This is a genomic window from Bacillus sp. FSL K6-3459, assembly GCF_038003305.1.
GTDB classification, from domain to species: Bacteria; Bacillota; Bacilli; order Bacillales; family Bacillaceae; genus Bacillus; species Bacillus pumilus_O.
The window spans coordinates 2,023,434-2,048,428 of the sequence record NZ_JBBOOW010000001.1; the positions used below are offsets into that span (position 1 = coordinate 2,023,434).

Annotated in this window: 28 protein-coding genes; 1 reads left to right on the forward strand and 27 read right to left on the reverse strand. The window is 41.5% G+C overall.

The window, feature by feature from the left end:
- Window positions 1-107 precede the first annotated feature (107 nt).
- From panD to MHI35_RS10130, 10 genes are all read right to left on the reverse strand, one after another.
- The gene (gene panD / locus MHI35_RS10085; RefSeq protein WP_034620444.1) at window positions 108-491 is read right to left on the reverse strand and encodes an aspartate 1-decarboxylase; all 384 of its coding nucleotides are present in this window, start codon (window positions 489-491) and stop codon (window positions 108-110) included.
- Window positions 484-1,350: a pantoate--beta-alanine ligase gene (gene panC, locus MHI35_RS10090; RefSeq protein WP_335349467.1), complete on the reverse strand. Its 867-nt coding sequence runs from the start codon at window positions 1,348-1,350 to the stop codon at window positions 484-486. The genes panD and panC overlap by 8 nt, the downstream gene beginning before the upstream one ends.
- On the reverse strand, window positions 1,347-2,186 hold the full coding sequence (gene panB / locus MHI35_RS10095; RefSeq protein ID WP_335349466.1) for a 3-methyl-2-oxobutanoate hydroxymethyltransferase: 840 nt from the start codon (window positions 2,184-2,186) through the stop codon (window positions 1,347-1,349). Before panB ends, panC begins: the two co-directional genes overlap by 4 nt.
- 196 nt (window positions 2,187-2,382) lie before the next feature.
- On the reverse strand, window positions 2,383-3,366 hold the full coding sequence (locus tag MHI35_RS10100) for a biotin--[acetyl-CoA-carboxylase] ligase (RefSeq protein WP_335349465.1): 984 nt from the start codon (window positions 3,364-3,366) through the stop codon (window positions 2,383-2,385).
- Window positions 3,339-4,541, reverse strand: coding sequence for a CCA tRNA nucleotidyltransferase (locus MHI35_RS10105; RefSeq protein ID WP_335349464.1), 1,203 nt, complete (start codon window positions 4,539-4,541; stop codon window positions 3,339-3,341). Before MHI35_RS10105 ends, MHI35_RS10100 begins: the two co-directional genes overlap by 28 nt.
- The gene (gene bshA, locus MHI35_RS10110) at window positions 4,534-5,679 is read right to left on the reverse strand and encodes an N-acetyl-alpha-D-glucosaminyl L-malate synthase BshA (protein ID WP_211064257.1); all 1,146 of its coding nucleotides are present in this window, start codon (window positions 5,677-5,679) and stop codon (window positions 4,534-4,536) included. Before bshA ends, MHI35_RS10105 begins: the two co-directional genes overlap by 8 nt.
- Before the next feature lie 2 nt (window positions 5,680-5,681).
- A complete protein-coding gene (bshB1, locus tag MHI35_RS10115; protein WP_144521258.1) occupies window positions 5,682-6,386 on the reverse strand; it encodes a bacillithiol biosynthesis deacetylase BshB1 in 705 nt (234 codons plus the stop codon).
- A complete protein-coding gene (gene mgsA / locus MHI35_RS10120; RefSeq protein WP_144521256.1) occupies window positions 6,373-6,792 on the reverse strand; it encodes a methylglyoxal synthase in 420 nt (139 codons plus the stop codon). Before mgsA ends, bshB1 begins: the two co-directional genes overlap by 14 nt.
- A 17-nt stretch (window positions 6,793-6,809) precedes the next feature.
- A complete protein-coding gene (dapB, locus tag MHI35_RS10125; protein ID WP_058014826.1) occupies window positions 6,810-7,613 on the reverse strand; it encodes a 4-hydroxy-tetrahydrodipicolinate reductase in 804 nt (267 codons plus the stop codon).
- 5 nt (window positions 7,614-7,618) lie between these two features.
- On the reverse strand, window positions 7,619-7,954 hold the full coding sequence (locus MHI35_RS10130; RefSeq protein ID WP_003215805.1) for a nucleotide pyrophosphohydrolase: 336 nt from the start codon (window positions 7,952-7,954) through the stop codon (window positions 7,619-7,621).
- A gap of 137 nt (window positions 7,955-8,091) precedes the next feature.
- On the opposite strand from MHI35_RS10130, the gene MHI35_RS10135 reads away from it, so the two are divergent.
- Window positions 8,092-8,964, forward strand: coding sequence for a YitT family protein (locus tag MHI35_RS10135; protein WP_003215598.1), 873 nt, complete (start codon window positions 8,092-8,094; stop codon window positions 8,962-8,964).
- Between the two features lie 30 nt (window positions 8,965-8,994).
- On the opposite strand, the gene ypjB is transcribed toward MHI35_RS10135, so the two are convergent.
- The 17 genes from ypjB to trpE form a co-directional block, all read right to left on the reverse strand.
- Window positions 8,995-9,798, reverse strand: a complete 804-nt coding sequence (gene ypjB / locus MHI35_RS10140) for a sporulation protein YpjB (protein WP_144521252.1) — start codon at window positions 9,796-9,798, stop codon at window positions 8,995-8,997.
- Window positions 9,799-9,863: 65 nt separating this feature from the next.
- Window positions 9,864-10,457, reverse strand: a complete 594-nt coding sequence (locus MHI35_RS10145; protein WP_335349463.1) for a DUF1405 domain-containing protein — start codon at window positions 10,455-10,457, stop codon at window positions 9,864-9,866.
- Window positions 10,458-10,558: 101 nt separating this feature from the next.
- Window positions 10,559-11,326 carry a menaquinol-cytochrome c reductase cytochrome b/c subunit gene (locus MHI35_RS10150; protein ID WP_012010369.1) on the reverse strand — a complete coding sequence of 256 codons (768 nt, stop codon included), beginning with the start codon at window positions 11,324-11,326 and terminating at the stop codon, window positions 10,559-10,561.
- Window positions 11,327-11,368: 42 nt separating this feature from the next.
- Window positions 11,369-12,043 (reverse strand): menaquinol-cytochrome c reductase cytochrome b subunit, encoded by a 675-nt coding sequence (gene qcrB / locus MHI35_RS10155; protein WP_003215804.1) that lies wholly within the window; start codon window positions 12,041-12,043, stop codon window positions 11,369-11,371.
- A gap of 2 nt (window positions 12,044-12,045) precedes the next feature.
- A complete protein-coding gene (locus MHI35_RS10160; RefSeq protein WP_007500911.1) occupies window positions 12,046-12,552 on the reverse strand; it encodes a ubiquinol-cytochrome c reductase iron-sulfur subunit in 507 nt (168 codons plus the stop codon).
- A gap of 144 nt (window positions 12,553-12,696) precedes the next feature.
- The gene (locus MHI35_RS10165) at window positions 12,697-13,143 is read right to left on the reverse strand and encodes a YpiF family protein (RefSeq protein ID WP_144521248.1); all 447 of its coding nucleotides are present in this window, start codon (window positions 13,141-13,143) and stop codon (window positions 12,697-12,699) included.
- 61 nt (window positions 13,144-13,204) lie between these two features.
- Complete coding sequence (locus MHI35_RS10170) at window positions 13,205-13,744, reverse strand: ReoY family proteolytic degradation factor (RefSeq protein WP_003215573.1); 540 nt, start codon at window positions 13,742-13,744, stop codon at window positions 13,205-13,207.
- A gap of 75 nt (window positions 13,745-13,819) precedes the next feature.
- Window positions 13,820-15,091, reverse strand: a complete 1,272-nt coding sequence (locus tag MHI35_RS10175) for a tetratricopeptide repeat protein (protein ID WP_211064256.1) — start codon at window positions 15,089-15,091, stop codon at window positions 13,820-13,822.
- A 291-nt stretch (window positions 15,092-15,382) separates the two neighbouring features.
- Window positions 15,383-16,669 carry a 3-phosphoshikimate 1-carboxyvinyltransferase gene (gene aroA, locus MHI35_RS10180; protein WP_211064255.1) on the reverse strand — a complete coding sequence of 429 codons (1,287 nt, stop codon included), beginning with the start codon at window positions 16,667-16,669 and terminating at the stop codon, window positions 15,383-15,385.
- A 10-nt stretch (window positions 16,670-16,679) separates the two neighbouring features.
- Complete coding sequence (locus MHI35_RS10185) at window positions 16,680-17,795, reverse strand: prephenate dehydrogenase (protein WP_211064254.1); 1,116 nt, start codon at window positions 17,793-17,795, stop codon at window positions 16,680-16,682.
- Between the two features lie 113 nt (window positions 17,796-17,908).
- The gene (gene hisC, locus MHI35_RS10190; RefSeq protein WP_335349462.1) at window positions 17,909-19,006 is read right to left on the reverse strand and encodes a histidinol-phosphate transaminase; all 1,098 of its coding nucleotides are present in this window, start codon (window positions 19,004-19,006) and stop codon (window positions 17,909-17,911) included.
- A 10-nt stretch (window positions 19,007-19,016) separates the two neighbouring features.
- On the reverse strand, window positions 19,017-19,820 hold the full coding sequence (gene trpA, locus MHI35_RS10195; RefSeq protein ID WP_335349461.1) for a tryptophan synthase subunit alpha: 804 nt from the start codon (window positions 19,818-19,820) through the stop codon (window positions 19,017-19,019).
- Entirely contained in the window at window positions 19,817-21,016 is a 1,200-nt protein-coding gene (gene trpB, locus MHI35_RS10200; RefSeq protein WP_144471865.1) for a tryptophan synthase subunit beta, read from the reverse strand. The genes trpA and trpB overlap by 4 nt, the downstream gene beginning before the upstream one ends.
- Window positions 20,997-21,656 (reverse strand): phosphoribosylanthranilate isomerase, encoded by a 660-nt coding sequence (locus MHI35_RS10205; protein ID WP_335349460.1) that lies wholly within the window; start codon window positions 21,654-21,656, stop codon window positions 20,997-20,999. Before MHI35_RS10205 ends, trpB begins: the two co-directional genes overlap by 20 nt.
- Before the next feature lie 5 nt (window positions 21,657-21,661).
- Window positions 21,662-22,414: an indole-3-glycerol phosphate synthase TrpC gene (gene trpC / locus MHI35_RS10210; RefSeq protein WP_144521231.1), complete on the reverse strand. Its 753-nt coding sequence runs from the start codon at window positions 22,412-22,414 to the stop codon at window positions 21,662-21,664.
- A complete protein-coding gene (trpD, locus tag MHI35_RS10215) occupies window positions 22,407-23,429 on the reverse strand; it encodes an anthranilate phosphoribosyltransferase (protein ID WP_144521229.1) in 1,023 nt (340 codons plus the stop codon). Before trpD ends, trpC begins: the two co-directional genes overlap by 8 nt.
- Complete coding sequence (trpE, locus tag MHI35_RS10220) at window positions 23,401-24,948, reverse strand: anthranilate synthase component I (RefSeq protein WP_335349459.1); 1,548 nt, start codon at window positions 24,946-24,948, stop codon at window positions 23,401-23,403. Before trpE ends, trpD begins: the two co-directional genes overlap by 29 nt.
- Window positions 24,949-24,995: the final 47 nt, after the last annotated feature.

Sequence of the window (24,995 nt, forward strand, 5' to 3'; positions counted from 1 at the left end):
GACACCTCAATTCCTCGTTTCACTCGAAGCGAAACACGATCTGGGCAAAAATAGCTGAAACAGAACAGCTTCTTTTCTTAAACTGTTCTGTTTCATTAGAGCATGCGTTATAAAATCGTTCTCGCAGGCTCTTGCCCAATCATTTGTTCAATTTGATTTTCTTTATTTAACACGACCACTTTTGGTGTATGCGTCTTTGCTTCTTCTTCTGAGAGCATTCCATAAGCAATAATAATCACTTCATCACCCGGCTGAACCAATCTTGCTGCTGCGCCATTTAGACAAATGACCCCGCTTTTTCTTTCACCCGGAATAATATACGTTTCAAGTCTCGCGCCATTGTGATTGTTGACAATCTGTACTTTCTCATTTGCCATCATACCTGCCGCATCAAGTAAATCTTCGTCAATGGTGATACTTCCAACATAATGTAAGTTTGCTTCTGTTACCGTCGCTTTATGAAGTTTAGAAGTCATAAAGGTTCTATACATGCTTTTCACCGCTTTCAGGAACATGGAATATGACATTATCAATCAGTCTTGCCCGTGAGAATTTCACCGCAATCGCAATGATGACCTGACCTGCTAACTGCTGAAGCGGCTCAAGCTCTGGATAGGAGTAAATTTCAATATAATCAATTTCCCCGCTTGTTTGAAGAATATCCTCTTCTACCAACTGATAAATGCGACTGACGTCACGTTCACCATTTTCAATCGCTGACTGTCCTTTTTTCAGTGCGCGGTACAAAGCAGGTGCTTCTTGTCTTTCTTTATCAGACAAGTACACATTTCTTGAACTTTTCGCTAAACCGTCTTCTTCTCTAACTGTCGGTACTGAGACAAGGTGAAGATCAAAGAAGAAATCCTTGATCATCGCGTCGATCACAGCGACTTGCTGTGCATCCTTTAGACCAAAGTATACATTTGTTGGTGCTACAAGATGAAATAGCTTTGTAAGCACAGTAACAACACCGTCGAAATGTCCCGGACGTTTTTTCCCGCATAAGACATCCGTCCGCTTTCGAACCGTCATCGTGATCGATGGTTCATTTGCATACATTTCTTTCACATCAGGTGTAAATAAAATATCTACCCCTGCTTCTTCTGCAAGGTGCTGATCTCTTTCCATATCCCGTGGATAGGATTCAAAGTCTTCGTTCGGTCCAAATTGCAAAGGATTAACAAAGATGCTCATGACTACAAGGTCATTTTGATCCCTTGCTTCTTTCGCAAGCGTCAAATGTCCTTCATGAAGAAAGCCCATCGTTGGGACAAAGCCGATGGAATGCTGCTTTTCTTGATGTTGCTTAATCAATTCCTTCAACTCGTGAATATGGGTGACAACGTTCATTTTTTGCCCCCCCCATATAAACCATCAAGGACTTCTTCTTTGATATGAAATGTATGCTTGTCTTCTGGAAATGTGTGTGCTTTTACTTCTTTCGTATATTGAATAAGCGCTTCTTCTAATACTGTATCAATTTGCGCGTATTGTTTCACAAACTTAGGTGTTCTAGACACCCCGTATCCTACCACATCATGGTAAACGAGAACTTGTCCGTCTGCGTCAGTCCCTGCACCAATACCGATCACAGGAATTTTCAGCATGTCGGTAATTCGTTTTGTTAGTTCACCAGGTACGCATTCAAGCACAAGTGCAATTGCACCAGCTTCCTCACATTTCAAGCTGTCTTCAATCAATTTCTGCGCACTTTCGTGGTCTTTTCCTTGCACTTTATAACCACCAAGTACTCCAACTGACTGAGGTGTGAGGCCTAAATGACTGACGACAGGAATCCCGCCTCTTGTGAGAGCTTGAATGGATTCAAATACGCCATCTCCGCCTTCTAGCTTTAAGGCATCCGCACCGCTTTCTTGCATGATGCGTGCTGCGTTTTTCAATGTTTCTGCTAATGAATAATGATAAGACATAAATGGCATATCCGTCACAATAAATGTGTCTTTTGCGCCTCTTTTCACTGCTTTTGTGTGATGAATCATGTCATCGATCGTGACTTGTACTGTCGAATCGAGTCCAAGTACAACCATTCCAAGTGAATCACCAACTAAGATCATGTCGACTTCCGCTTTTTCTGCTTGCTTTGCAGATGGATAGTCGTATGCTGTCAGCATCACAATGGGTTCGTTTTGTTCTTTCATTTTGAAAAAATCTAGCTTTGTTTTCATTTGTTCCTCCTCATTCTGGAGAGGAGATGGCTTGCCTCACATCACATGCTTGATCTCTCATGCGCGGCGAATCATCCCTCTGTCCAAGTCCCTTAGGATCAAGGCAGAAATTGATCAAATTTTTATTTCTAACAGGTACAGCTCTTTTCAGATACTGCCCACACGAAGTATATCAAAAATGTGCCGGGTGTTCCACTTAAGTTGACTTGATCTCGATGTCTGCGGAGTAGATTTTTTGGATCTCTTCCTCCGTTTCAAGCAATAAAACACCTTCTTCATTGATTCCGAGTGCTTTGCCAGTGTATTGCCCATTGACGGTGCGGGCCACAATATGCTGACCGATTGTCATCGCAAACGATTCCCATAATTGTTTAATGGGCGCAAATCCATGCTTCATATAATCAGCATATCTTTTTTCAAAGGTGGACATGATCTGTTGGATGAGCGTAGCACGGTCCACTTTTTCATTCAGTTCCATTCGCAGGCTCGTGGCGACATTTTTTAGTTCATCAGGAAAATCATCAGCCGTTTGGTTCACATTAATGCCCGGTCCAATAATCACCGCATGAACCTGATCCGCCTCTGCTTTTAATTCAGTCAAAATGCCAACGACTTTTTTGCCGTTTAATAAAATATCATTTGGCCATTTAATAGATGGTCTGAGTCCTGTTTGGTCTGCAATGGCTTCAGCGATGGCTACAGATGCCAAAAGCGTCATCTGCGGCGCTTTGTGCAGCGGAATTTCTGGCCGTAGAATGAGACTCATCCAGATGCCTGTCCCATTTGGTGAATGCCATGCTCTTTGAAGGCGGCCTTTCCCGTTTGTCTGGTGATCACTGACAACGAGCGTGCCGTGTGGTGCACCTTCATTTACAAGATCATGGGCAATCAGCTGGGTGGAGGCGACTTCTTTCTGAAAATATATGTGTCTGCCAAAGCTCTCTGTATCTAGACCAAATAGAATTTCGTCCTCACTAATTTTGTCTGGTTTACGAAGCAGACGATAACCTTTTCTTCTGACGGCTTCTACTTCATACCCCTCTTTTCTCAAGTCCTCCATGTGCTTCCAAACAGCCGTTCGAGAACAACCAAGCTCATCACATATTTGCTGACTCGAGACAAAGTTCTGGTTAGATGCTGTAAATAGTTCAATTAATCGTTTTCTAATTGCTGATCGCATGCGGTAAGCCACTCCTCTATGGCTTCTTTTCGGTTTTCCAAATGATTGTGCAGAACGGCTTTTTTCACCAAATCAAGCTCTTCTGCAATCCATTTTCCTGATGTCTTTTGCCGAAAGGCCATTAAATCTTTTCCTGAAACAGCAAGGTCTTGAAGTGTTTTAATCGGCAATGCATCATAAGAACTCTTGGCAGCCTCCAGTTCGTCAAAGAAAATGCGGCGCTCGTGTTTTAGCTGTGTGATCTTCAAGCTAGATAAAAGCACGTGTTCACCAGCTTCAAACATCTTTTCGGCATTCCATTCACAATCGACGTATCGGCTAATGGCGACCGCGTCTTTCAATAGCTTTGTTGACAGCTTCCATTCTTTTAAGAAGAGCGCGGCCTCCTCTTCATCTAAGCCAAGTAAATGGATAACAGCCCCCCATACTTCTTCCAGTCCATCCAGTAAATAATACGGAAATGACTGAAAGGAGTCTTGCAGACGATCCTTTTCGAGACCCGGCAATTCTTCATATAATTTGGTAGAAATGAGCACTTTGATCGCCTGCTCACAATAACGTCCTTTTAAAAGCTTTTCCATTTCAATCTTTTTGCGTTCAACGGATATATTGGCAAGAAGGTGCTTATCTTTTTCCATTGCTTCAGCTGTTTCTGCAGCGAGTTCAAAGCCAAGCTGGCTTAAAAAACGGACCGCTCTCATCATACGAAGCGCATCTTCCTGAAAGCGGCACGCAGGATCTCCTACGGTTTGAATTCGTTTCCGCTCAATATCCTGTTTGCCCCCTACATGGTCAATGATTTCTCCATTTATATCCATAGCCATCGCATTGATCGTTAAATCTCTTCTTAAAAGATCTTCCTTCAATGATGTGATAAACGCCACTTCTTTCGGTCTGCGAAAATCTTCATATTCTGATTCAGTTCGAAACGTCGTCACCTCATAGCTAATCCCATCATGTAACACAATGACCGTGCCATGCTCTTTGCCAACATCAACTGTTTTTTCAAATAAAGACTCGACCTTATCAGGCGTTGCATCCGTTGCTATATCGATATCGCCGATTTCCCTGCCTAAGAGGACATCTCTCACTGCTCCGCCGACAAAGTAAGCTTGATGTCCATGTTCGTGCAGTGTATGTAATATAGGGATCGCATGTGTGAATGGTTCATTCATGTTTATCATCACCTTCGATCAATTCTAGGTAAAGCTCTTCATATTCACTTACAATTTTTTCAGAAGAAAAATGGGCTTGAACGCTAGATTGGGCCGCCGCCGACACTTGCTCATGAAGCGCTTTGTCTTTGAGTATAGAGACTGCGTGTTTAGCTGCCGCGTCTATATCACCGAGCGGGACAAGGAAACCTGTTTCCCCATGTGTAATGACTTCTGGAATCCCGCCAACATCAGTCCCAATACATGGGACACCGCATGCCATTGCCTCAAGAAGCACAAGTCCGAAGCTCTCTTTCTCAGAAAGAAGTAGCTTCAAATCACTGATGGAATACAGCTCTTCTACTTTCTCTTGCTTTCCTAAAAATAACACGCGATCTGTCAGTCCTAGCTTTTTCACGAGTTCGCAAACAACCGATTTTTCTGGACCGTCCCCAATGAGCAGCAGTTTTGCATTCACCTGTTCAGAGATTTTTTTAAATACATGAATGACATCATGCACTCGCTTCACCTTGCGGAAATTCGATACATGGATGACGACCTTTTCATGATGTAAAAGACCATAGTGTCTCTTCAGCACATTGTGATCATCACGCAAGTATACACGCTCATCGACAAAATTATGGATTGTTTCGATCTTTTTATTCGGTTTGATGAGGTCGTACGTCTGCGCAGCTAATGAATGCGACACCGCTGTTACCCGGTCTGATGATTCAATTGCAAAGCGAATGACTTCCTTTAATGATGGATCATAGCCTAAAACCGTAATATCCGTCCCATGAAGCGTCGTGACAACTTTTACAGAGTGTCCAGTCATTTGCTTCGCTAAGTACGCACAGACGGCGTGAGGCACCGCATAATGTGCGTGAATAATATCAAGCTTCTCTCGTCTTGCGACTTCTGCCAATTTACTTGCTAATGCAAGATCATAAGGAGGATATTGGAAAACAGCGTATTGATTGACATCCACCTCATGAAAATAAATATTTGGATACACTTTATTGAGCCTAAACGGAATACTTGAGGTAATGAAATGAACATCGTGCCCTTTTTCAGCTAAACGTTTTCCAAGTTCCGTCGCAATAATGCCCGATCCGCCGACACTTGGATAACAAGTGATTCCGACCTTTAGTTTTTTCATAATTACCCCCCAAGTAAGTCGTCATCAATCAAAAGTGGTGTCTTTGTGATAAACCCTTCTGCATAAGCTTTATTGACTTCCCTTCCATACATAGACTCTCTCATTTTGACAAAATCAATATACCCGTTCACAAGAGGTGTCTCAACTGAATTCGCCGATTTCACAAATTGGCTTTGATACGCATGCAAGCTATCAATCTTTTGATGCATTTCCTCAGAAATGTCAATCACAAAATCTGGACGATGATGGCCGTTAATCATGTAATAATACATCTGACTTACTTTATGCGGCGGCTGCTTGTATGAATCTTCAAATTTATGTATCCCTGCCGAAAAAGCAGCCTCTTCAACAAGTGTACCCGCATGACCATGATCTGGATGCCGATCTTGGTGATACGGAGCAAAAATGAGTTTCGGTTTGTATGTACGAATCACGCCTGCAATGTCCTTCATTGCTTCGTCATTTACATAAAGCCCTCTGTCAGGCAGCGTGAGCTGGATTCTCGTTGACACGCCTAAAATGGCGGCAGCCGCTTTTGCTTCTTCTTGACGGCTCTCTACCGTGCCATTCGAAGATAATTCAGCCTGGGTCAAGTCGCAAATTCCGACACGCGACCCTTTTTTTACGTATTTTGCAATCGTTCCGCCCATACCGATCTCTACATCATCGCTATGGGCTCCGAATGCAAGGATATCAAGTCGTTTCATTAGTTCCTCCGTTTTTTGCTACATCTCGAAAATCAAACGTACCTTTATTTAAGTTCCTGACTAAAATTTCAGCGGTCCCCATATTGGTGGCTAGTGGGATCGTATACACATCGCAAAGCCGAATGAGTGCAGATACATCTGGTTCATGCGGCTGAGCGGTAAGTGGGTCTCTAAAAAAGAGCACAAGATCCATTGCATTATCAGCAATTAAAGCACCTATCTGCTGATCTCCCCCAAGTGGTCCTGACTGGAAACGATGAATGGTAAGCCCCGTCGCTTCTTTCACTCTCAAACCTGTAGTCCCTGTTGCGTAAAGTGTATGATTTGCCAATATATCACGGTACGCAATGGCAAATTGGATCATGTCACTTTTTTTCTTATCGTGAGCGATTAAAGCAATGTTCATCAGGAATCCACTCCTTATTAGTCGATGATATTTTCTAAACCATAGACGAGCTGATCAATGTGCATAACCTGTTCAACAGAAAGCTTTACACCTGACATAAATGAGGCACGGTTATAAGAGTCATGACGAATGGTGAGCGTCTGTCCATCCATTCCAAATAGTACTTCTTGATGTGCGATCATTCCCGGAAGTCTTACGCTATGTAAACGGATACCGTCATAATCTGCGCCTCGTGCACCTTCGATTAATTCTTTCTCTTCTGGATGTCCTTGTTTTTTGCTTTCTCTGACTTCCGCAATCATTTCAGCTGTTTTAAGCCCTGTACCGCTCGGAGCATCTAGTTTTTTATCATGGTGAAGCTCAATGATTTCAACGTCAGGAAAATAATTTGCTGCCATTTTGGCAAACTTCATCATTAAGACCGCACCGACAGCAAAGTTTGGCGCAATAATACAGCCTATGCCCTTTTCTTCTGTTAATTGCTGGAGCTCTTTCAGATCAGCTTCAGAAAATCCAGTGGTTCCGACGACTGGACGTACGCCATGTTCAAGCGCCTTTTTTGTATGTACTTTTCCTATTTCTGGTGTCGTCAAATCAATTAAGACATCAGGTGCTGTCTCTGAAAGACACACATCAATATCTGTATAGATTGGCGCCTCAGATGTTGTATGAATCACATCAGATAATTTTTTTCCTTCATGTGCGTGATCAAGGGCTGCCACTAGCTCAAAATGGCTCGTCTCTTCTGCCAGCTTCACAGCTTCTATCCCCATTCTTCCTCTTGCTCCAGCGATTACTACTTTGATGGTTTGGTTCGTCATCGTCTCTACTTCCCTTCTTTTTTCGTCCAGCGGTCTTTGTCTCTAGTATTGAATTTATGCATCACACGATCATGTGCTTCCTCTAGTGATATATCTAGTGAATTAGCGAGACATGTTAACACAAATAAAACATCGCCAATTTCTTCTTCCATGCTTTTTTCTGTTTCCGTTGTTTTTTTCGGCTTTTCTCCATAGTAATGGTTGACCTCTCTTGCTAGCTCGCCTAATTCTTCTGTCAGGCGGGCCATCATGGCAAGCGGGCTGAAATAGCCTTCTTTAAATTGTCCTATGTAATCATCTACTTCTTGCTGCACGTGACGCAGCGTTTTTTCATTCGTCATGAAGCTCATCCTCCTATCCATCTCTTACATGTTAGCGAAATCATAAATATTTGACAAATGTTTAAAACTCAGTTTGCTTGTTTCTCTCCCATACCATATAATATTATCGCTGTCTAAGCAAAAAAAGGAGTGGTCTCTTGCTAAAAGAAATTCGTCTTAAGAATATCGTATTTATTTTAATAGGATCTGCGATTTTTTCTTTCGGTCTTGTTCATTTTAATATGCAGAACAATTTGGCGGAAGGCGGATTTACAGGTATTACACTGCTTTTATATTTTCTATTCCACATTGACCCATCCATTTCAAACCTTGTCTTAAACATTCCGATCTTTTTTATCGGCTGGAAAATGCTCGGCAGAACCATGTTTACTTATACAATTGTAGGCACCGTCAGTCTTTCTGTCTTTCTCGCCATCTTCCAGCGCTTTCAAATACATATGCCTCTTCAGCACGATTTGGCCCTTGCCGCACTCTTTGCCGGTGTGTTTATCGGAACAGGCCTCGGGATCATCTTTAAGTTCGGTGGTACTACCGGCGGTGTCGACATCATCGCAAGACTCATCAACAAGCATTATCAGGTCGCTATGGGACGAACAATGTTCATCTTCGACGCTTGCGTCATTACGATTTCTCTAACTTATTTAAATTACAAAGAAGCCATGTATACACTCGTCGCAGTATTTGTTGCTGCGAAGGTCATTGACTTCATGCAAGAAGGCGCTTACGCAGCCAAAGGCGCCATGATCATATCTGAAAAAGATGACATCATTCAAAAGAAAATTACAGAGGAAATGGAGCGGGGTGTCACCATTTTAAAAGGGGTCGGTTCTTATACAAAACAGGAACGCAATGTCCTTTATTGCGTCGTCCCAAAAAACGAGCTTGTCCATCTCAAAAGCGTCGTGACCTCAGTTGATCCTCATGCGTTTGTATCCGTTAGTGACGTGCATGATGTGCTTGGTGAAGGCTTCACATTAGATGAACACAAAAAGCCGCTCAATCCGCATTAAAAAAAGAAGCCCAAAAATGGTGCTTCTTTTTTATGATTTCGGATAATCAGCTTGTCGCTTTTTCTTCTTCTCTTTTTCAGCCCGGTATTTCCGAAACCCAACATACGTTAACGTGAATAAAATGATGCTTCCCGTTGTTAAAATGACCCATAAAAGCGATGGGTCAGCCTCATCTTGATCAACGTGGGAGAACACACTCGATAAATCCTCTTCAAGCTTCGTGAGGCGCTCGAGCTTTGTCCCACTTGATGCTTTTAAAAATTCACCTTGCTCAATCACTTCCATATGTTGCTTGATCGTTTGCAGCTTTTCAGGCGAAACATCAATGGTTAAACTCGGATAGATCATATCGTATAAAGAAACCAGCTCATTCCAAGTTTCATAAAACGTCGTCGACTCCGGATCATTCACTTCTTTTTTCAACGTAGGAAAAGACCCCATAATGGGCTTCTCCAGCGAACCCCAAAGTGGCTCAGAGTCTGACTGGATCGCATCGAGCAGCATTCTAAACTGAGAGGCATAACGAAGCTTTTCGCGCTCATTCAATTCTTCCTGCGGCAGCCCTTTTATGATATCTTGATAGCCAACTGTAATTTGCCGAATCTGCGTATTTGTCAGCGTTCCGCGCCAATTCTCAGCTTTAAATGTCTTTTCAACATACAATGCGACCTGTAACGCCTCATCATATTTAGCTTGTCTTGTTAATTGAAAGATTGAATCTGATAGTTCCGTTAATTCTTGCAGCACACTAGCGGCTGTTTCCTCGCCTTTGGCAACTGATGGCTGTAATACGAGAAAAAATAATAGAATCATCGCAATTGGCTTTCGTTTCATGCAAGTCCCTCCTAGCCCTTCTCCATACAGCGTATGAAGAAAAGGACAAGGTTAGACCAATATTGTTAAGGGAGTTCAAGCTTGTTCGATTTTTTCGATAGGACGAGATAATATGAAACAAGAAGAACGGCAATGCTTAACCAAAACGTGACATAGCCGATCTCGTTTGTATAAGCAGACAGCATAGAATAACGCGGCATCATACCAAATACATAATCAATCACATCGTTATGTAAGATCCATATGCCAGCTACGACCAAATGACGCATGTTAAAACGATAATACGGTGCAAACAATACGGCTTGAACCGCCATCGCAAAGTGGGAGCCAATCAGCATGTATCCTTCCCACGGAAAGTCATCAACAGATAAAAGGACAAAGATATTCATCCCTACAGCCCATAACCCGTACTTCATTAAGGTCACGAGGGCAAGTGCTTCAAAATAAGGAGCGTTACGTTTCATCAAAAACGCAAGTAGAACAAATAAAAAGAAAAAGCTTGCCGTTGGACTGTCTGGAACAAAAGCTAAAAAGATAGCTGGCGTTTCAACAAGCTGTGGAATATACCAATAGTAGCCGTACACAGTGCCAAGGAAATTAATTATCAGGATTAGCACAAGCATATAGCGTGTGGCTAGTAGATATTGAATCCATCTCATACGTCTCTTCACTCACGATCTAATAAAATCAGAAAAAAAGCTGACAGCGCCAGCTTTTTCTCTTTTGAGTATATCCTTGTACTTGCATTTAAACAACTGAATTATTTAGATTTGACCTCAGATAAATATTTAGACAGCTTTTCAAGTTCTTCATCGCTGCCTTTAAAAATACCCTTAGGCATATTACCTTTTCCTTCAACAGCAATCTTAGCAATCTCTTCAGGTGCAAGACCGTTGTCAACAAGTGACGGTCCGGCTGCTCCGCCCTGCATGTTATCTCCATGACAGGAGATACATGTTTGCTCCTGATAAATTTTATACTCTGCCGCCGAGGTATCAATCTCTGCTTCTTTCTTAATTTCACCTTGCTTTGCCGCTGCTTCCCAATCATGAGTAGCAACAGACTCCCATGTTAAATATGTTGCTGCGCCGACTGCAAGGATCATCATCCCCACTGCAACCGGTCTTCTATACGGTCTACGTTCAGGACCAGAATCAAGAAATGGTGCGAGCAACAGTGCACCAAACGCAATCCCAGGCATAATCATCGCACCAACTACCGTATAGCCACCTGCAGCAAATTCATATTTTAATAACTGGTACAAGAATAGGAAATACCAGTCTGGCAGCGGAATATAGCCGGTATCTGTTGGATCAGCCATCCGCTCAAGCGGAGGTGCATGAACCACAGTTAGGACAAGAAATCCAATTAAAAAAACGGCACCTACAAGCCATTCCTTTAAAAGAAAGTTCGGCCAAAAGGCTTCTGTTTTTCCCGGATATTCGGAATAGTCTTTAGGTATGTTAGGTTTTCTTTCTGCCGGAATTCTAGAGTCTCCGACAAACTTCATCCCTTTTCCCCTATGCAAAGTCATCCCCTCCTCATTGAACATTCATCAAACGCAACTTTTTTATAGCGGTCCAGAAATTCCTTGCTTACGAATCATAATAAAGTGGGCAGCCATCAGCCCAAATAATGCCGCTGGCAAGAAAAAGACATGGATAGCGAAAAATCTCGTCAGCGTTTGTGCCCCTACAATGTCAGGATGACCTGCAAGCAGCGTTTTGATCTCTTTCCCAATGAAAGGTGTCGCTTCTGCAATTTGAAGACCAACCTTCGTCGCAAATAGCGCCTTCATATCCCATGGCAAGAGATAACCTGTAAATCCAAGACCAAGCATCACAAAGAAAATGAGCACACCAACAATCCAGTTGAGCTCTCTAGGCTTTTTATACGCCCCTTGGAAAAAGACCCTTAGCGTATGTAAAAACATCATGACAATAACTAAACTTGCACCCCAGTGGTGCATCCCTCTAACAATCTGACCAAATGCCACTTCATTTTGTAAATAATAAACAGATTCCCATGCGTTTTTAATATCCGGCACGTAATACATCGTTAAAAACATGCCCGAAAGGACTTGTATGACTGTCACAAAAAACGTTAAACCGCCAAAACAGTACACAAAAGCGGAGAAATGATGTGCTGGATTGACATGCTCAGGCACCTCATGATCCGCAATATCTCTCCATATTGGTGTAATGTCCAGCCGCTCATCTACCCAATCATAAATCTTGTTAAGCATCGTTACCCTTCCCCTTTCGGCACAGCTTTTCCAAGATAGAGGTATCCGTCCTTCACTTGCTGCTTATAATGGTCAAGCGGTGCAAGTGGCGGAGTTCCGGGTACGTTTGTACCATCCTTGTCGTACAGCCCATAGTGGCATGGGCAGAAAAATTTGTTTGGATTTTTTGGATCACTGTTCCAGTTCACTGTACATCCTAAATGTTTACAGATTGGCGATAAAGCGACAATTTCATCCCCTTCTTTGTACACCCATGCTGACCTAGATTCCTTTGACTCATACCATGCATCTACTTGATCAATTTTAAAGTCAAAGCGCTTCGGTTCCTTCGTCAGTTCATCTACACTGACAACTTGAACCATATCCTGATCCTCTGTTCCTTTTAGCACAGGGTCAAGCGCAAAGCGAACCATAGGCATGAGCATTCCAGCGGCCATAAATCCCCCCACGCCGGTCAACGTGTAATTCAAAAATTGACGCCTGGACACTCCATGTCTCTTCTCGCTCATTTTTTTCTCCCCCCCTCAGGTCGTCAGCTACTTTATAACTGAATTAGAAAAAATTTCATAAAACTAGGACACCCTCATAATATATCAATCTATTCACAAGGTCAACAGCCTAAAAAGCTATGTACAATGCAAATGTAAGGGTTTTTATGAAGGGTTCCACTTTTGTAACAAAAAGTTCAAAATTTGTTCCACACTATCTTGAACAATCTTTTGCTTTAATTCTACCTTTAAATGCTCGAGCGGAACCGGCTTTAATAAAAATAGTGATTCACTAACTGCCGCATGCTCTTTCCACCCGTGATCAGATGAGATCAATACGACATGCTGAAAATGATCTTCAAGCGATTGCTTCATCGTGAAGATGTCTTCTAGTTTTCGATCATTGATTTCTACATATGTATGTGATGGAAAAAGAAAGACCCGCCCTTTCAGCTGCCTTTCAAGTTCCTCTGCTACAAGAATAGTAAACTCCCCTAAAGATACGGTTTGCTTGATTTGATTCGCATCTATTCCAACTAATGGAATGATAGCGGTATCAATGTAATCTTTAGATTGTAAAAAGCGATCCGCATCCTCCGCTTGAAACTTCATCAATTTCCCCTCTTTCATGGCATAAGCCCTGCCTGGATAGGGCAAGGCTTATTCGTTCAGTTTATGACAAAAGGCTTAATTCTCTTGCTAACTTATTAAATGTTTCTTGATCATGACGGTCAAGTGCTTCATCTATCTCTTTCATAAGTCGTTCTTTTTGGAAAGTTGCGATTGAGTGTTCAAGTACTTTCTCTGCAAGATCCTTATCTTTTTCGTTCTCATAAAGATCCTTTGGAATATGAGGATTTGTTTCAAGCACAGCTGCATATTCCGGCGAACGATAAGCAGAACGGAAATTCAATTGAATAAATAAATCTTGCTGTTTATTCAAACGAATATCATGAAATGACTTTTCAGCATCTGTCGTCATGATGTTTTCTTTATAAAATCTAAAGGGAACTTCATCCACACAGTGTGTTGACATAATGATTCCCCTTGGGCAAAATTCTGCTTGCTCTACAAAATGAACCTTTTCCATCAAAGAGTCGTGACTCATTAAATAATTTAATATCCAAACACACTCTCTTCGCTTTAACTGATAATGGTTTAAAAACCACCGGATGAATTCCTTCTTTTCATTGACAGAAACAGGGGTCTGCATGTTATTCCCTCCTCTATCGTAAATTAAATTGCTATACATGAATTATTCAACAAACCAGTTCTTCATTCCTGCAAACTATAAGGAAATTTCGTCTTCAATTCTTAAAATCGTTTCTTCGATTTCTTCATTCGTGCCATCTTTCTGAAGAACTTTGCGTAATAAAGGCAATGCTTCTTTTTGTCTGCCTTCTTCTAAAAGGAACGTCGCGTATTCATATAAAAAGTCACGTTCCTCATCAAAATCAGGCAGAGCCAGCTTGAAGTACTCTGCTGCTTCTTTATATTCCTCTCGTCCAACAGATGCAGATGCAGCATACCAATTCCATTTTGGATCCTCTTCCCCAAAGCTTTTAACCTCTTTAATGACATCTAGAATTTCATCAAAAAGCTCTTCATTTAAGTAGATCGCAAGCAATGTTTGAATCGCTTCAATATAGCCTGGGTCAAGAGCAAGAGCTTCTTGAAGCAACTTTTTTGCATCTTCTGAATCCCCATTTTTCAAGTCAATCTTTGCGCCATATAAATATAATTCTTTGTTATACTCATCAATTTTAATACCCTCTTTTACTACCTCTAAAGCCTCGTGATATAGTCCTTCTTCCTCATAACTTTTTGCTAAAGGCATATAAAGAGACGAGTAAGACGGATCAATATCTTTTAGTTCAGAAAGCTGCTGAATGGCTGTTTTCGTTCGGCCAGCCCTCATCGCTGTAAATCCGTAACCAAAAAGGGTATTCGGGTCTGTTTGACCTTTCACTGCCTTTTCATACCATTCAAGCGCATCTTCAAATTCTCCAGCTGTGCTGAGTGATTCAGCGAGCCTCTGAAAAACATTGACGCCGCCAACCTCATGTTGTTGATCTGCGACCTTGTAAAAATAGTCAGCCGCTTTCTTTGAAAGACCTTGCGAAAAATACAATTCACCTAATGCAAAATCTATAATGGCTTCATTCGGTAGTAGCTCTTTTGCTTTTAAAAGTTTTTGTTCACTGACTTCAAATAGCCCTTGCATTTGATACAAATCTGCCATTAACAGTAGGCTCTCTGGATATGCAGCGTCATCTTTAGGAATTGTCTCTAATACCGAAATAGCCTTTTCTTCTTCATCAGAGTCAATCAGAAGTTCTGCATAAAAGCATGTTAACCCTGTTTCCTCTGGATATAAATCATGTAAATCACTGATGAGATTTCTCGCTTTATCGATATCTCCCCAATCATAATATAACTGAGCTGCCTGCGCCTTTTCTTCATCATGCAAATGCTTTTCTGCCTGAGCAAGTGTTTGAAGTCCTTTTTCAGTCTCACCCGCCTCAACTAATTTTATGGCTTCTTGTAATGAACTATTCAAATCAAACCGTTCCTTTCTGTTTTCCAAAAACCTAAACTATTGTTACTTCATATCATAATCGACAGGTACTCATCCAGCAAATATGTTGCACTCTTAAAATGAACCCAATTTTGTGTTTTAAAGACTGTTTTTCATTTCATCCTTTACGAAACGGAGGTTTTGTAAACTGAAAACACCTGAAATTCATTTTTTGATCAAATAAAATGATTTTTTTCCAGGTTTCATCTTGAGACAAGCTATGCTATATTCCTTACAAATATGCCTAAGAAAAGAAACAGCCTGAGGACATCCTCAGACTGTTTTGGTTAAGTATTCAATATGTTCAAAGAAATTCGGGTATGAGACGCGTACAGCATCTGTATCTTCAATCTCAACCGCTTGATTTGTGATACATGCAGCAATCCCAAGCATCATACCGATTCGGTGATCTCCGTAGCTTGATACAACAGCTCCGCCTTGAAGCGGGGTTTTACCATGAATCTTCATACCATCATCTGTTGCTTCAATATCAGCACCGAGTTTTTTAAGTTCTGAAACGACAGTATCTATTCGATTGGTCTCTTTTACTTTTAACTCAGCAGCATCTTTAATGATCGTTGTTCCTTCTGCTTGTGTTGCTAGAAGCGCTATAATCGGAATCTCATCGATGAGCCTTGAAATCACATCACCAGAAATTTCGATCCCTTTTAATGAAGAAGTAGAAATCGTTAAATCGCCATATGGTTCTCCGCCTTTTGCATCTACTTCATTGATCTCAAGATTCGCACCCATTTGTTTTAGAACATCAATAATACCCGTTCTTGTTTTGTTTAGCCCAACATTTTTTAACACAATTCGGCTGTTAGGAACAATCGATCCAGCAACAAGGAAAAATGCAGCTGAAGAGATGTCTCCAGGTACAAATATATCTGTTGCTTTTAATGTTTGACCGCCTTCAATGGAAACACTTTGTTCATCTTCGTCTAGTTTCACACCAAACATGGAGAGCATTCTTTCTGTATGATCTCTTGATTTATGTGGCTCAGTTAATGTCGTTGTTCCCTCTGCTTGAAGCCCTGCTAAAAGGACAGCGGACTTAATTTGTGCACTTGCCACTGGAGACTCATATGAGATTCCTTTTAAATGACCGCCACGAATAGACAGCGGCGTATACTCGCCATTTGCTCTACCATCTATCTTCGCTCCTAGTTGTTTAAGTGGACCTGTTACTCGTTGCATTGGTCTTTTAGCAATACTCTCATCACCAATCAGTGTACTGTGAAACTCACAACCAGCTAATATTCCCATCATTAATCGAATGGTTGTGCCAGAATTCCCGACATCCAGGACGTCAGACGGCTCCTTGAGCTCTTTCAGTCCCTTCCCATGGATCACAACATCTGTCCCTTTTTGTTCAATGTCAACGCCCATCTTTCTAAAACAATCAATTGTACTTAAACAATCAGCCCCAGGGAGAAAGTTTTTCACCACTGTCGTCCCATCAGCAATTGCTCCAAACATCACTGATCGATGAGAAATGGACTTATCACCTGGAATATGAATGACTCCATTCATTGGAGCATGTTTATGAATTTTCATCTTTGTCACCTCAGTCAGCATAAAATGTATCGTAATTCGCTCTATTTTTTATACAGATCTCTGCACGTTTACGGTCGTCTTCTGTTTGAAAACTAATGCGTAAAATCCCATTAATGTCTTCCCGCGTTTCAATAATACGGATATTTGTAATACTAATGTTCTCATTTGCTAAATGCCCTGTAATTTCCGAAATGACCCCTGGGTGATCTGGAACATCCACATAAAGGTCATAAAAAGCAGGAATAGCACCTTTTTTCCTCAAAGGAAGTCCATCACGATATTCCTTTGCCTCTTGAAAATAAGAGAACAAGCCTTCAGCGTCTTCTTGTTGTACAAAGGTCTCAATGCGGTCGATCTCTTTTTTCCATTCATGGAACCGGTCTAAAATCTTATTTTTGTTGTGCAGAAGGATATCTCGCCACATTGCAGGATTGCTTGATGCAATACGTGTAATGTCACGAAAGCCTCCAGCAGCAAATCGTTTAACAAGTGGGAATTGTTCTTCAAAATGATGTGCTTGATGCACAAGGCTGGCAGCAACAATATGAGGGAAATGACTAATCACACTTGTTACACCGTCATGTTCTTCTGGGGTCATTTCAATAAAATGAGCATTTGTCCCCTTTAACAAGTCCTTCAAACGATCAACAGCCTCGCGGTTTGTTTTCTTTGCTGGCGTTAAAATGTAGAACGCATTTTCAAATAAAAAGTCTTTCGCTGCAATGACACCTGACTTGTGAGAGCCTGCCATTGGATGTCCTCCAATGAATTGATAGTGATTAGGAAGCGTTTTTTCTGCAAAATGGACGACCTTTTGCTTTGTGCTGCCGACATCAGTAATTGTAAGCTCTCTCTCAATTCCAGAGTTTGCAATATCACGAAGCATCTTAACTGTTTGCTGAACTGGTGTTGCCAAAATAATAGTCGCACATTCAGCCAAACCTGCCGCAAATGAATCAGCTGCTAAATCAATGATACCCAGCTTTGTTGCTGCAATCATTTGTTCTTTGGACACATCGTATCCAACAATTTTTTTATAGGGATACTCTTTTTTGATCGACAGTGCGATGGAACCTCCAATTAAACCAAGTCCAGCGATTAATATTGTTTCATTTGCATCATTCATGTTCATCACCTGTTTTTTCGCGAAAATTAAAAAAGCCATTTCAAAAGCTTATATGTATGAGGTTGGTACAATGAAAGCCATATCCTGTAAAAGGATATGACTTTATGGTTATGCTACGTACGAATGCCTTGCAATAAATCAGCAAGTGTACTTAGAATTTCTGCATTTTGCTCCATTGTTCCGACCGTAATACGTAAAGACGTTGGAAAACCAAGTGCTTTACCAGATCGAACAATGTAGCCTTTTTTCAATAATGCATGAAATAATTCATCTGCATCTCTTTTAAAATCAATCAGCACGAAGTTTGTTTGAGACGGATAAATAAATAGTCCAAAACGGTCAGCAAATTCTTGATATTGCTTGAGACCTGCTTCATTTTTCTGTCTGCATGATTGAATGAAGTCCTGATCTTTTATCGCTGCTCGAGCAGCTGCCTGGGCGATACGACTCGTATTAAACGGCTCTCTCGCTGGCTCAATCGCAGTAATCAATTCTTCTGATGCAATGCCATAGCCTACTCGAAGCGCGGCCAGTCCATACGCTTTAGAAAACGTACGGAGTACGATAACATTTTGATAATTGTGTAATAAAGATAAGCTGTTCGGAAAGTCTTCCGCACGAACGTATTCGACATATGCTTCATCTAGTACTACAAGCACATGAGCGGGTACTTGATCTAAAAACACCACAAGCTCAGATTCTGACAAATGATTTCCTGTCGGGTTATTCGGGTTGCATACCCAAACGACCTTCGTGTTCTCATCAATTGCATCCAGCATGCCCTTTAGATCGTGAGCTCCTCCGTCTAAAAGCGGCACCTCTCGAATCTCTGCCCGCTCAATGATTGCATTGTGACGATATTGCGGAAAAGACGGAGCTGGTATGACGGTATTTGTATGTTGGTCAAGGAATGCCCTAGCAATAATTTGCACAAGTTCATCTGAGCCATTCCCGAATATTAATTGTTTTTCATTTACTTGAAGAAACTCAGCAAGCTCTGTTCTTAAACTTGCGCTGTATCCATCCGGATAGATCGCTAAATGTTCAAGCTCAGCTTGTATCGCCTCTCTTGCATGTGTGGAACATCCAAAAGGGTTTTCATTTGAAGCCAATTTCACAATTTTGTCTAATTGATATTCTTTTTTGACCTCTTCAATTGGTTTCCCAGGTTGATACGGTTTTAGTTGTTTTAATTGATCTTTGATTTGCAAAAGTTTCACCTCATTTGAATGAATAGAGGGGACTAAATGTTTTTGCATAGGTTTCAAATTCTCTTAAAGCGTCTTGACGTGTATCACTTGCTAACAATTGATCCTGAAGTTCTTCAATTTTTTTCACAAGTGCACTGCCTACAACGACGCCGTCACTCAGTTTATTCATTGAGTCTACCTGCTCTCTTGTTGAGATACCAAAACCGACCGCAACTGGTATGTGACTCAGCTGTTTCACTTGTTGAATAAAATCAGTAATCGATTCGTCAAAGGTTTGTCTGACACCTGTTACACCAAGAGATGAAACACAATACACAAAACCTTCTGCCTGCTCTACAATGTTTACTAATCGTTCCTTACTGGTTGGTGCAACGAGCGAAATATATGAAATGTCATAAGTTTGACAGTTCTTTTGCAGCTCACTGCTCTCTTCAAACGGCAAGTCGGGTGTTAAGAGTCCCGAAATATGATTTTTGCGCAGTAAAGCGAAAAAGTATTCTGTGTCTAATTGTAACACAGGATTATAATACGTAAATAGAATAACAGGAATTTTTACACCGTTTTTTTTCATCTTCCCTGCTAATTCTATCGCTTTTACAATATTCATGCCATGATTTAGAGCTCTTTTTGAGGCTCTTTGAATGACAGGACCGTCTGCTAGCGGATCGGAATAAGGAACACCTAGCTCAATCGCATGTGCACCGGCTGCTTGAAGGGACACAGCTAAATCAATCGTCACTTCTTCTGACGGATCTCCTGCCGTCATAAATGGGATGAATAATTTCTCGCCTTGCTCTAATTGAAATGTGATCATTTGGTTTTGCCCTCACTTTCAAGCACATTCATTAATGTATGCACATCTTTATCTCCTCTTCCCGACAGGCAGACAAGGATGATTTCATCTTCACTCATCGTCCTGCTCATCTCAAATGCCTTGGCTAAAGCGTGTGCTGATTCAATCGCTGGTAGAATTCCTTCCTTTTCTGTCAGCAGCTTGAGTGCATCCAGGGCTTCTTGATCTGTAGCACTCACATATTGAACGTGTCCACTCGCATGTAAATACGCGTGCTCTGGTCCGATCCCGGGATAATCTAAACCAGCTGAAATGGAATAGGGCTCAATAATCTGGCCGAATTCGTCTTGGATTAAATAGGTCAAAGATCCATGAATGACCCCTTTTGTCCCCTTCGTAATGGTTGCTGCATGAAGCGGTGTATCAATTCCTTTTCCAGCCGCTTCTACACCAATCAAATCAACCTCATCATCCAAAAACGCTCGGTACATTCCAATCGCATTACTTCCGCCGCCAACACAAGCAATAACTTTATGTGGGAGCCTGCCTTCTTTTTTAAGCATCTGCTCTTTTGCTTCATCACCTATCATCCGCTGGAACTCACTGACGATTTGGGGATATGGATGAGGTCCTACAACTGAACCAATCATATAGAAATGATCACTACAGTGCTGGACCCAGTAACGAATTGCTTCGTTTGTCGCATCTTTTAATGTGCCGTTTCCGCTTGTGACAGGTATAACTTCAGCGCCAAGGAGCTTCATTCGGAATACATTGAGTGATTGTCTTTCCACATCTTCTTTTCCCATAAATACCGTGCACGATAATCCAAACTTTGCAGCCACCGTTGCAGCTGCTACTCCGTGCTGTCCAGCGCCTGTTTCCGCGATGATGTTTGATTTGCCCATTTTTTTTGCAAGCAGGGCCTGACCAAGTGCATTGTTGATTTTATGAGCACCTGTATGGTTTAAATCTTCTCTTTTTAGATAGATTTTTGCGCCGCCAAGATATGCGGATAATTGATCGGCATATGTCAGTGCAGTCGGTCTGCCTGAATAGTTGTGCAATAGAGAAAGATATTCTTGCTCAAAAGCAGGGTCTTCTTTTAATTCGTTAAATGCTTGTTCGATTTCTTTGAGTGGCTGCATGAGCGTCTCGGGAACAAATTTGCCTCCAAATTCTCCATACCTGCCAAGCTCATTTGGATATGCGTACATTGTTTAACATCCTTTCTTCGAGCGCTTTGATCTTAGCGCTGCTTTTCTTCCCGTTTTCTTCTATGCCGCTTGAAAGATCGATCGCTTTTGGGTCATAGGCAAGAAGCTCTGGCAGTGTTTCTGGTGTTATTCCGCCTGCAATGATGCATGTTTTCTCCAGTCGTTTTGCATGCTGATTGTATACAGGTACCGCTTCCCATGTAAAAGCTGTGCCAGAACCGCCTCTCATCCCTTTTACTTTCGCATCAATGAGAAAGCCATCAACAAATGGCGCAAATGCCGTCATTTGATCAAGTGTTTCTTTTATATCGGGACCGTGATGAAAGACTTTCCACACTATCGTCCCTGTTTGTTGTTTTATTTGTTTTGCATCCTCTTTTGTTTCATCTCCATGTAACTGCACGATATCTAAAGGAATATGTTTTGTGATGTCACACACTTTTTGGGTGTTTTCATTTACGAATACACCCGTAATCTTTTTACGGCACTGCGACTTGGTGAGCCATTGTTTCACTTGATTTGGATCGACTTGTCTTTTACTTGGCGCAAAAATAAATCCGATCGCATCTGCTTGAGATTGAGCAATGCATTTTACATCTTCTAGTGAGCCCGCTCCGCAATATTTTAAAAAAGGTTTCATCGTGCTCATTCTCCAAATAACGTCTGAACGGCTTTTTCTTGTGATGGTTCTCTCATTAATGATTCACCTACAAGAACGGCACTCGCTCCATGTTTTTTGACAAAAGTCAGATCATCAAACGTTTGAATACCGCTTTCACTTACTAGTAAGACATCCTTTGGAACAAGTGGGGCAATCTCTTTTGTTTGCTCAACTGTTGTGTTAAATGTTTTTAAATTTCGGTTATTCACGCCAATGATTTCAGGGGTGAATAGGTTTAAAATTTGTTCCAGCGTCTCTGCTGCATGAACTTCGACAAGAATATCTAATCCTTTTTCCTTCGCTTCAATATAGAGTTCATGCAGCTGTTGTGGTTCAAGCACTTCTCCAATTAATAAAATGGCATCTGCACCGATACGTCTTGACTCTTCTATCTGTATGGAATCGATGATGAAATCTTTTCTTAAAATGGGACGTGCAATGTGTTTTTTAATGAGGGAAAGATACTCGTTCTTTCCTTGAAAAAATGGTTCATCTGTTAAGACTGATAAGCAATCAGCATTCGATTTTTCGTATGCTTTTGCTGTTTGCAGAGGATCAAAATTTGGCTGAATGATTCCTTTGGAAGGAGATGCCTTTTTCACCTCAGCAATCAGCCCAATCGAGCGGTGAGGGTTCACAAGGGCTTCTTTAAATGAGCGCCTTTCAAAGTGTCCATCATCAGGTAACTGTAACGTTTGGATATGTTCTTTTTTGCGTGCAATGATTTGATTAAGCATAGATCTCTTCCTCTTTCGTTTTTTGTTTTAAACGAGCCAATTGTTCTTTGGCTGCTCCGTTTTTAATCGTTTCTAATGCTTTTAATGTTCCTGCCATGAGGCTTTCAGACTTACCTGCGACATATAAAGCCGCTCCGGCATTCAGCGCTGTAATATGAAGAGGCGCCCCTTCTGTTTGATGATTCAATATATTCTGAATCAATTTTGCACTCTCATCCGGTGATTGGACCTGAATATCTGATAAGTATCCTTTCTCCAGTCCAAAGTCTTCTGGGTTTAGCGTATATTCTGTCATGGCACCTTTTTTGAGTTCAATCACATATGAATTGGCTGTAATCGTTAGTTCATCCAGCCCGTCTTCCCCGCATACAAACAGGACATGCTCTGGCTCTAATGGGGCAAGGGCTTCCGCCATTAATTTTGCCTTTTCCTTTGCATACACACCGATGATTTGCTTTTTGGCTTGCATCGGGTGGCAAAGCGGCCCTAATAAATTAAATACCGTCCTGAAGCCAAGCTGCTTGCGGACAGCCGCTACTTGTTTCATAGATGAATGGTACATTGGTGCAAATAAAAAGCCCATGTTTTTCTCTTGTATTTGTCTCCTTGTTTCTTCTGGAGTGGATTGAATGTGAATTCCAAGGCACTCTAGGACGTCGGCACTTCCACTTTTAGAAGAAACTGAACGATTTCCGTGTTTTGCAATTTTAGCACCAGCGGCGGAAGCTACAATTGCAGCTGCAGTTGATATATTAAATGTGGAGAGGCCATCGCCTCCTGTGCCGCATGTGTCAACGACATCAAGTGATCTTTCCGCTGGTTCTGCTTTTTGCCGCATGGCCCTCACGAAGCCCGTCATTTCCTCAGCGGTTTCTCCTCTATGCGCTAAAATCGATAGACTTGCAGCAACTTCGGCATCTGTTAAGAAGCCGCTCATCATATCATGCATGAGTTGATGTGCTTCATTTTCTGATAGGAAGCCTCCGTTAACAAGTGCTGATAGTCGCTGATTCATCTTGCACACTCTCCTTTTCTGAGAAAATATGTTCAGCAAGCTGAATGGCCCTCAGAAGCGCTCCTGCCTTGTTACATGTCTCTTCCCATTCATTTTCTGGTACAGAATCTGCAACAATGCCTGCACCTGCTTGTATGGAAGCGGTCTGATTTTTGACGCTCATGGTGCGAATGGTAATACAAGAGTCGATATTACCGTCAAATCCAATATAGGCAATACAGCCGCCATACGTTTCCCTTGGCTCTGGCTCCATTTCATTTAATAATTGCATCGCTCTTATTTTTGGTGCCCCTGTTAATGTGCCTGCTGGAAATGCGGACATGAGTGCATCAACTGGATGTGTATCCTGCTTTAGCTTCCCTGTCACAATGGAGATGATGTGCATAACATGTGAAAAGTTCACTACTTTTGTAAAGGTCGGTACGGATACGCTGCCGTATTCTGCTACGCGGCCGACATCATTTCTGGCTAGATCTACTAACATGTAATGTTCTGCTTTTTCTTTCTCATCTTCTATTAGCTCTCTTGCCAGCGCGGCGTCCTCTTCTTTTGTTGCTCCTCTTTTTCTAGTGCCTGCAATAGGATGAATTTCTAAGTGCCTATTTTTGGCATGAATTAATCGTTCTGGTGAGCTTCCGACTAAATCACGGTCTTTTAATTTCATAAAATACATGTATGGAGATGGATTCACAATGCGAAGCACACGATATAATTCAAATGAACTCACTGACACTGGGATATCGAAACGCTGTGAGAGTACGCCTTGAAAAATATCACCCGCTCGAATGTATTCTTTGATTTTTTCTACGTCCTTTAGAAATTGCTCTTTTTCATAGGTTGATGTCACATGTTCAAACGACGGTGATTCGTTCATATTCCCTGTTAAAATCAGTTCTTTCATATCAATCTTTGTATGGAGCTTGTGAATCATCTGTTCAAGCTGCTTTTGATTCTCTTCGTAAGCTTGTATTTTTTCGTCTTCTGTTTCATTTCCGGTTAACTGGGTGTATTGGATAAAATGAACGTGATTCGTTTCGTGATCAAAAGCAATCATCGTTTGGCAGACAAATAGAGTACAATTGTCTGTCGTTGATGCGCTTCGGTGAGGCCTGACAGAAGGTTCAATGCTTGGAATAAGATCATAACTTAAATACCCAACTGCCCCGCCTGTAAACGGGATGTCAACATCTGGTGTCTTGATTTGATATTGCTCTTTCATCCAGTCTAATAAGTCTTTCAGTTCTTGTTTTTTCATGACTTCCTGCCCAGCAGCGTCACGTGCAATATATTCGTTTTGGTCATCATGTAAGGTTAAAAAAGGATGTAATCCGATGAAGGAATATCTCGACCAGCTAGAAGACTCATCTTTACTTTCTAGTAGATACACAATATCTGCCTTGAGTTTTTCGACAATTTGAATCGGTGAGAGCGTATCAACTGTAATGGTTTCAACAATCGGGATCGTTTTGTGGGACTCGCTGTCCCTTAAAAATCGGGTTACATTTGAATGGGAATTCATAAGCACACTCCTTAAATGGGATTAAGGAGAATGAGGGGGACCTATAG

Excerpts from the sequence above, each read along its gene's own strand:
- panD (WP_034620444.1), bottom strand. The coding sequence starts at position 491 with ATGTATAGAACCTTTATGACTTCTAAACTTCATAAAGCGACGGTAACA.
- panC (WP_335349467.1), bottom strand. The coding sequence starts at position 1,350 with ATGAACGTTGTCACCCATATTCACGAGTTGAAGGAATTGATTAAGCAA.
- panB (WP_335349466.1), bottom strand. The coding sequence starts at position 2,186 with ATGAAAACAAAGCTAGATTTTTTCAAAATGAAAGAACAAAACGAACCC.
- MHI35_RS10100 (WP_335349465.1), bottom strand. The coding sequence starts at position 3,366 with ATGCGATCAGCAATTAGAAAACGATTAATTGAACTATTTACAGCATCT.
- MHI35_RS10105 (WP_335349464.1), bottom strand. The coding sequence starts at position 4,541 with ATGAATGAACCATTCACACATGCGATCCCTATATTACATACACTGCAC.
- bshA (WP_211064257.1), bottom strand. The coding sequence starts at position 5,679 with ATGAAAAAACTAAAGGTCGGAATCACTTGTTATCCAAGTGTCGGCGGA.
- bshB1 (WP_144521258.1), bottom strand. The coding sequence starts at position 6,386 with ATGAAACGACTTGATATCCTTGCATTCGGAGCCCATAGCGATGATGTA.
- mgsA (WP_144521256.1), bottom strand. The coding sequence starts at position 6,792 with ATGAACATTGCTTTAATCGCTCACGATAAGAAAAAAAGTGACATGATC.
- dapB (WP_058014826.1), bottom strand. The coding sequence starts at position 7,613 with ATGACGAACCAAACCATCAAAGTAGTAATCGCTGGAGCAAGAGGAAGA.
- MHI35_RS10130 (WP_003215805.1), bottom strand. The coding sequence starts at position 7,954 with ATGACGAATGAAAAAACGCTGCGTCACGTGCAGCAAGAAGTAGATGAT.
- ypjB (WP_144521252.1), bottom strand. The coding sequence starts at position 9,798 with ATGAAACGAAAGCCAATTGCGATGATTCTATTATTTTTTCTCGTATTA.
- MHI35_RS10145 (WP_335349463.1), bottom strand. The coding sequence starts at position 10,457 with ATGAGATGGATTCAATATCTACTAGCCACACGCTATATGCTTGTGCTA.
- qcrB (WP_003215804.1), bottom strand. The coding sequence starts at position 12,043 with ATGCTTAACAAGATTTATGATTGGGTAGATGAGCGGCTGGACATTACA.
- MHI35_RS10160 (WP_007500911.1), bottom strand. The coding sequence starts at position 12,552 with ATGAGCGAGAAGAGACATGGAGTGTCCAGGCGTCAATTTTTGAATTAC.
- MHI35_RS10165 (WP_144521248.1), bottom strand. The coding sequence starts at position 13,143 with ATGAAGTTTCAAGCGGAGGATGCGGATCGCTTTTTACAATCTAAAGAT.
- MHI35_RS10170 (WP_003215573.1), bottom strand. The coding sequence starts at position 13,744 with ATGCAGACCCCTGTTTCTGTCAATGAAAAGAAGGAATTCATCCGGTGG.
- aroA (WP_211064255.1), bottom strand. The coding sequence starts at position 16,669 with ATGAAAATTCATAAACATGCTCCAATGAATGGAGTCATTCATATTCCA.
- MHI35_RS10185 (WP_211064254.1), bottom strand. The coding sequence starts at position 17,795 with ATGAATGATGCAAATGAAACAATATTAATCGCTGGACTTGGTTTAATT.
- trpA (WP_335349461.1), bottom strand. The coding sequence starts at position 19,820 with ATGATCACATTTCAATTAGAGCAAGGCGAGAAATTATTCATCCCATTT.
- trpB (WP_144471865.1), bottom strand. The coding sequence starts at position 21,016 with ATGTACGCATATCCAAATGAGCTTGGCAGGTATGGAGAATTTGGAGGC.
- MHI35_RS10205 (WP_335349460.1), bottom strand. The coding sequence starts at position 21,656 with ATGAAACCTTTTTTAAAATATTGCGGAGCGGGCTCACTAGAAGATGTA.
- trpC (WP_144521231.1), bottom strand. The coding sequence starts at position 22,414 with ATGCTTAATCAAATCATTGCACGCAAAAAAGAACATATCCAAACGTTA.
- trpD (WP_144521229.1), bottom strand. The coding sequence starts at position 23,429 with ATGAATCAGCGACTATCAGCACTTGTTAACGGAGGCTTCCTATCAGAA.
- trpE (WP_335349459.1), bottom strand. The coding sequence starts at position 24,948 with ATGAATTCCCATTCAAATGTAACCCGATTTTTAAGGGACAGCGAGTCC.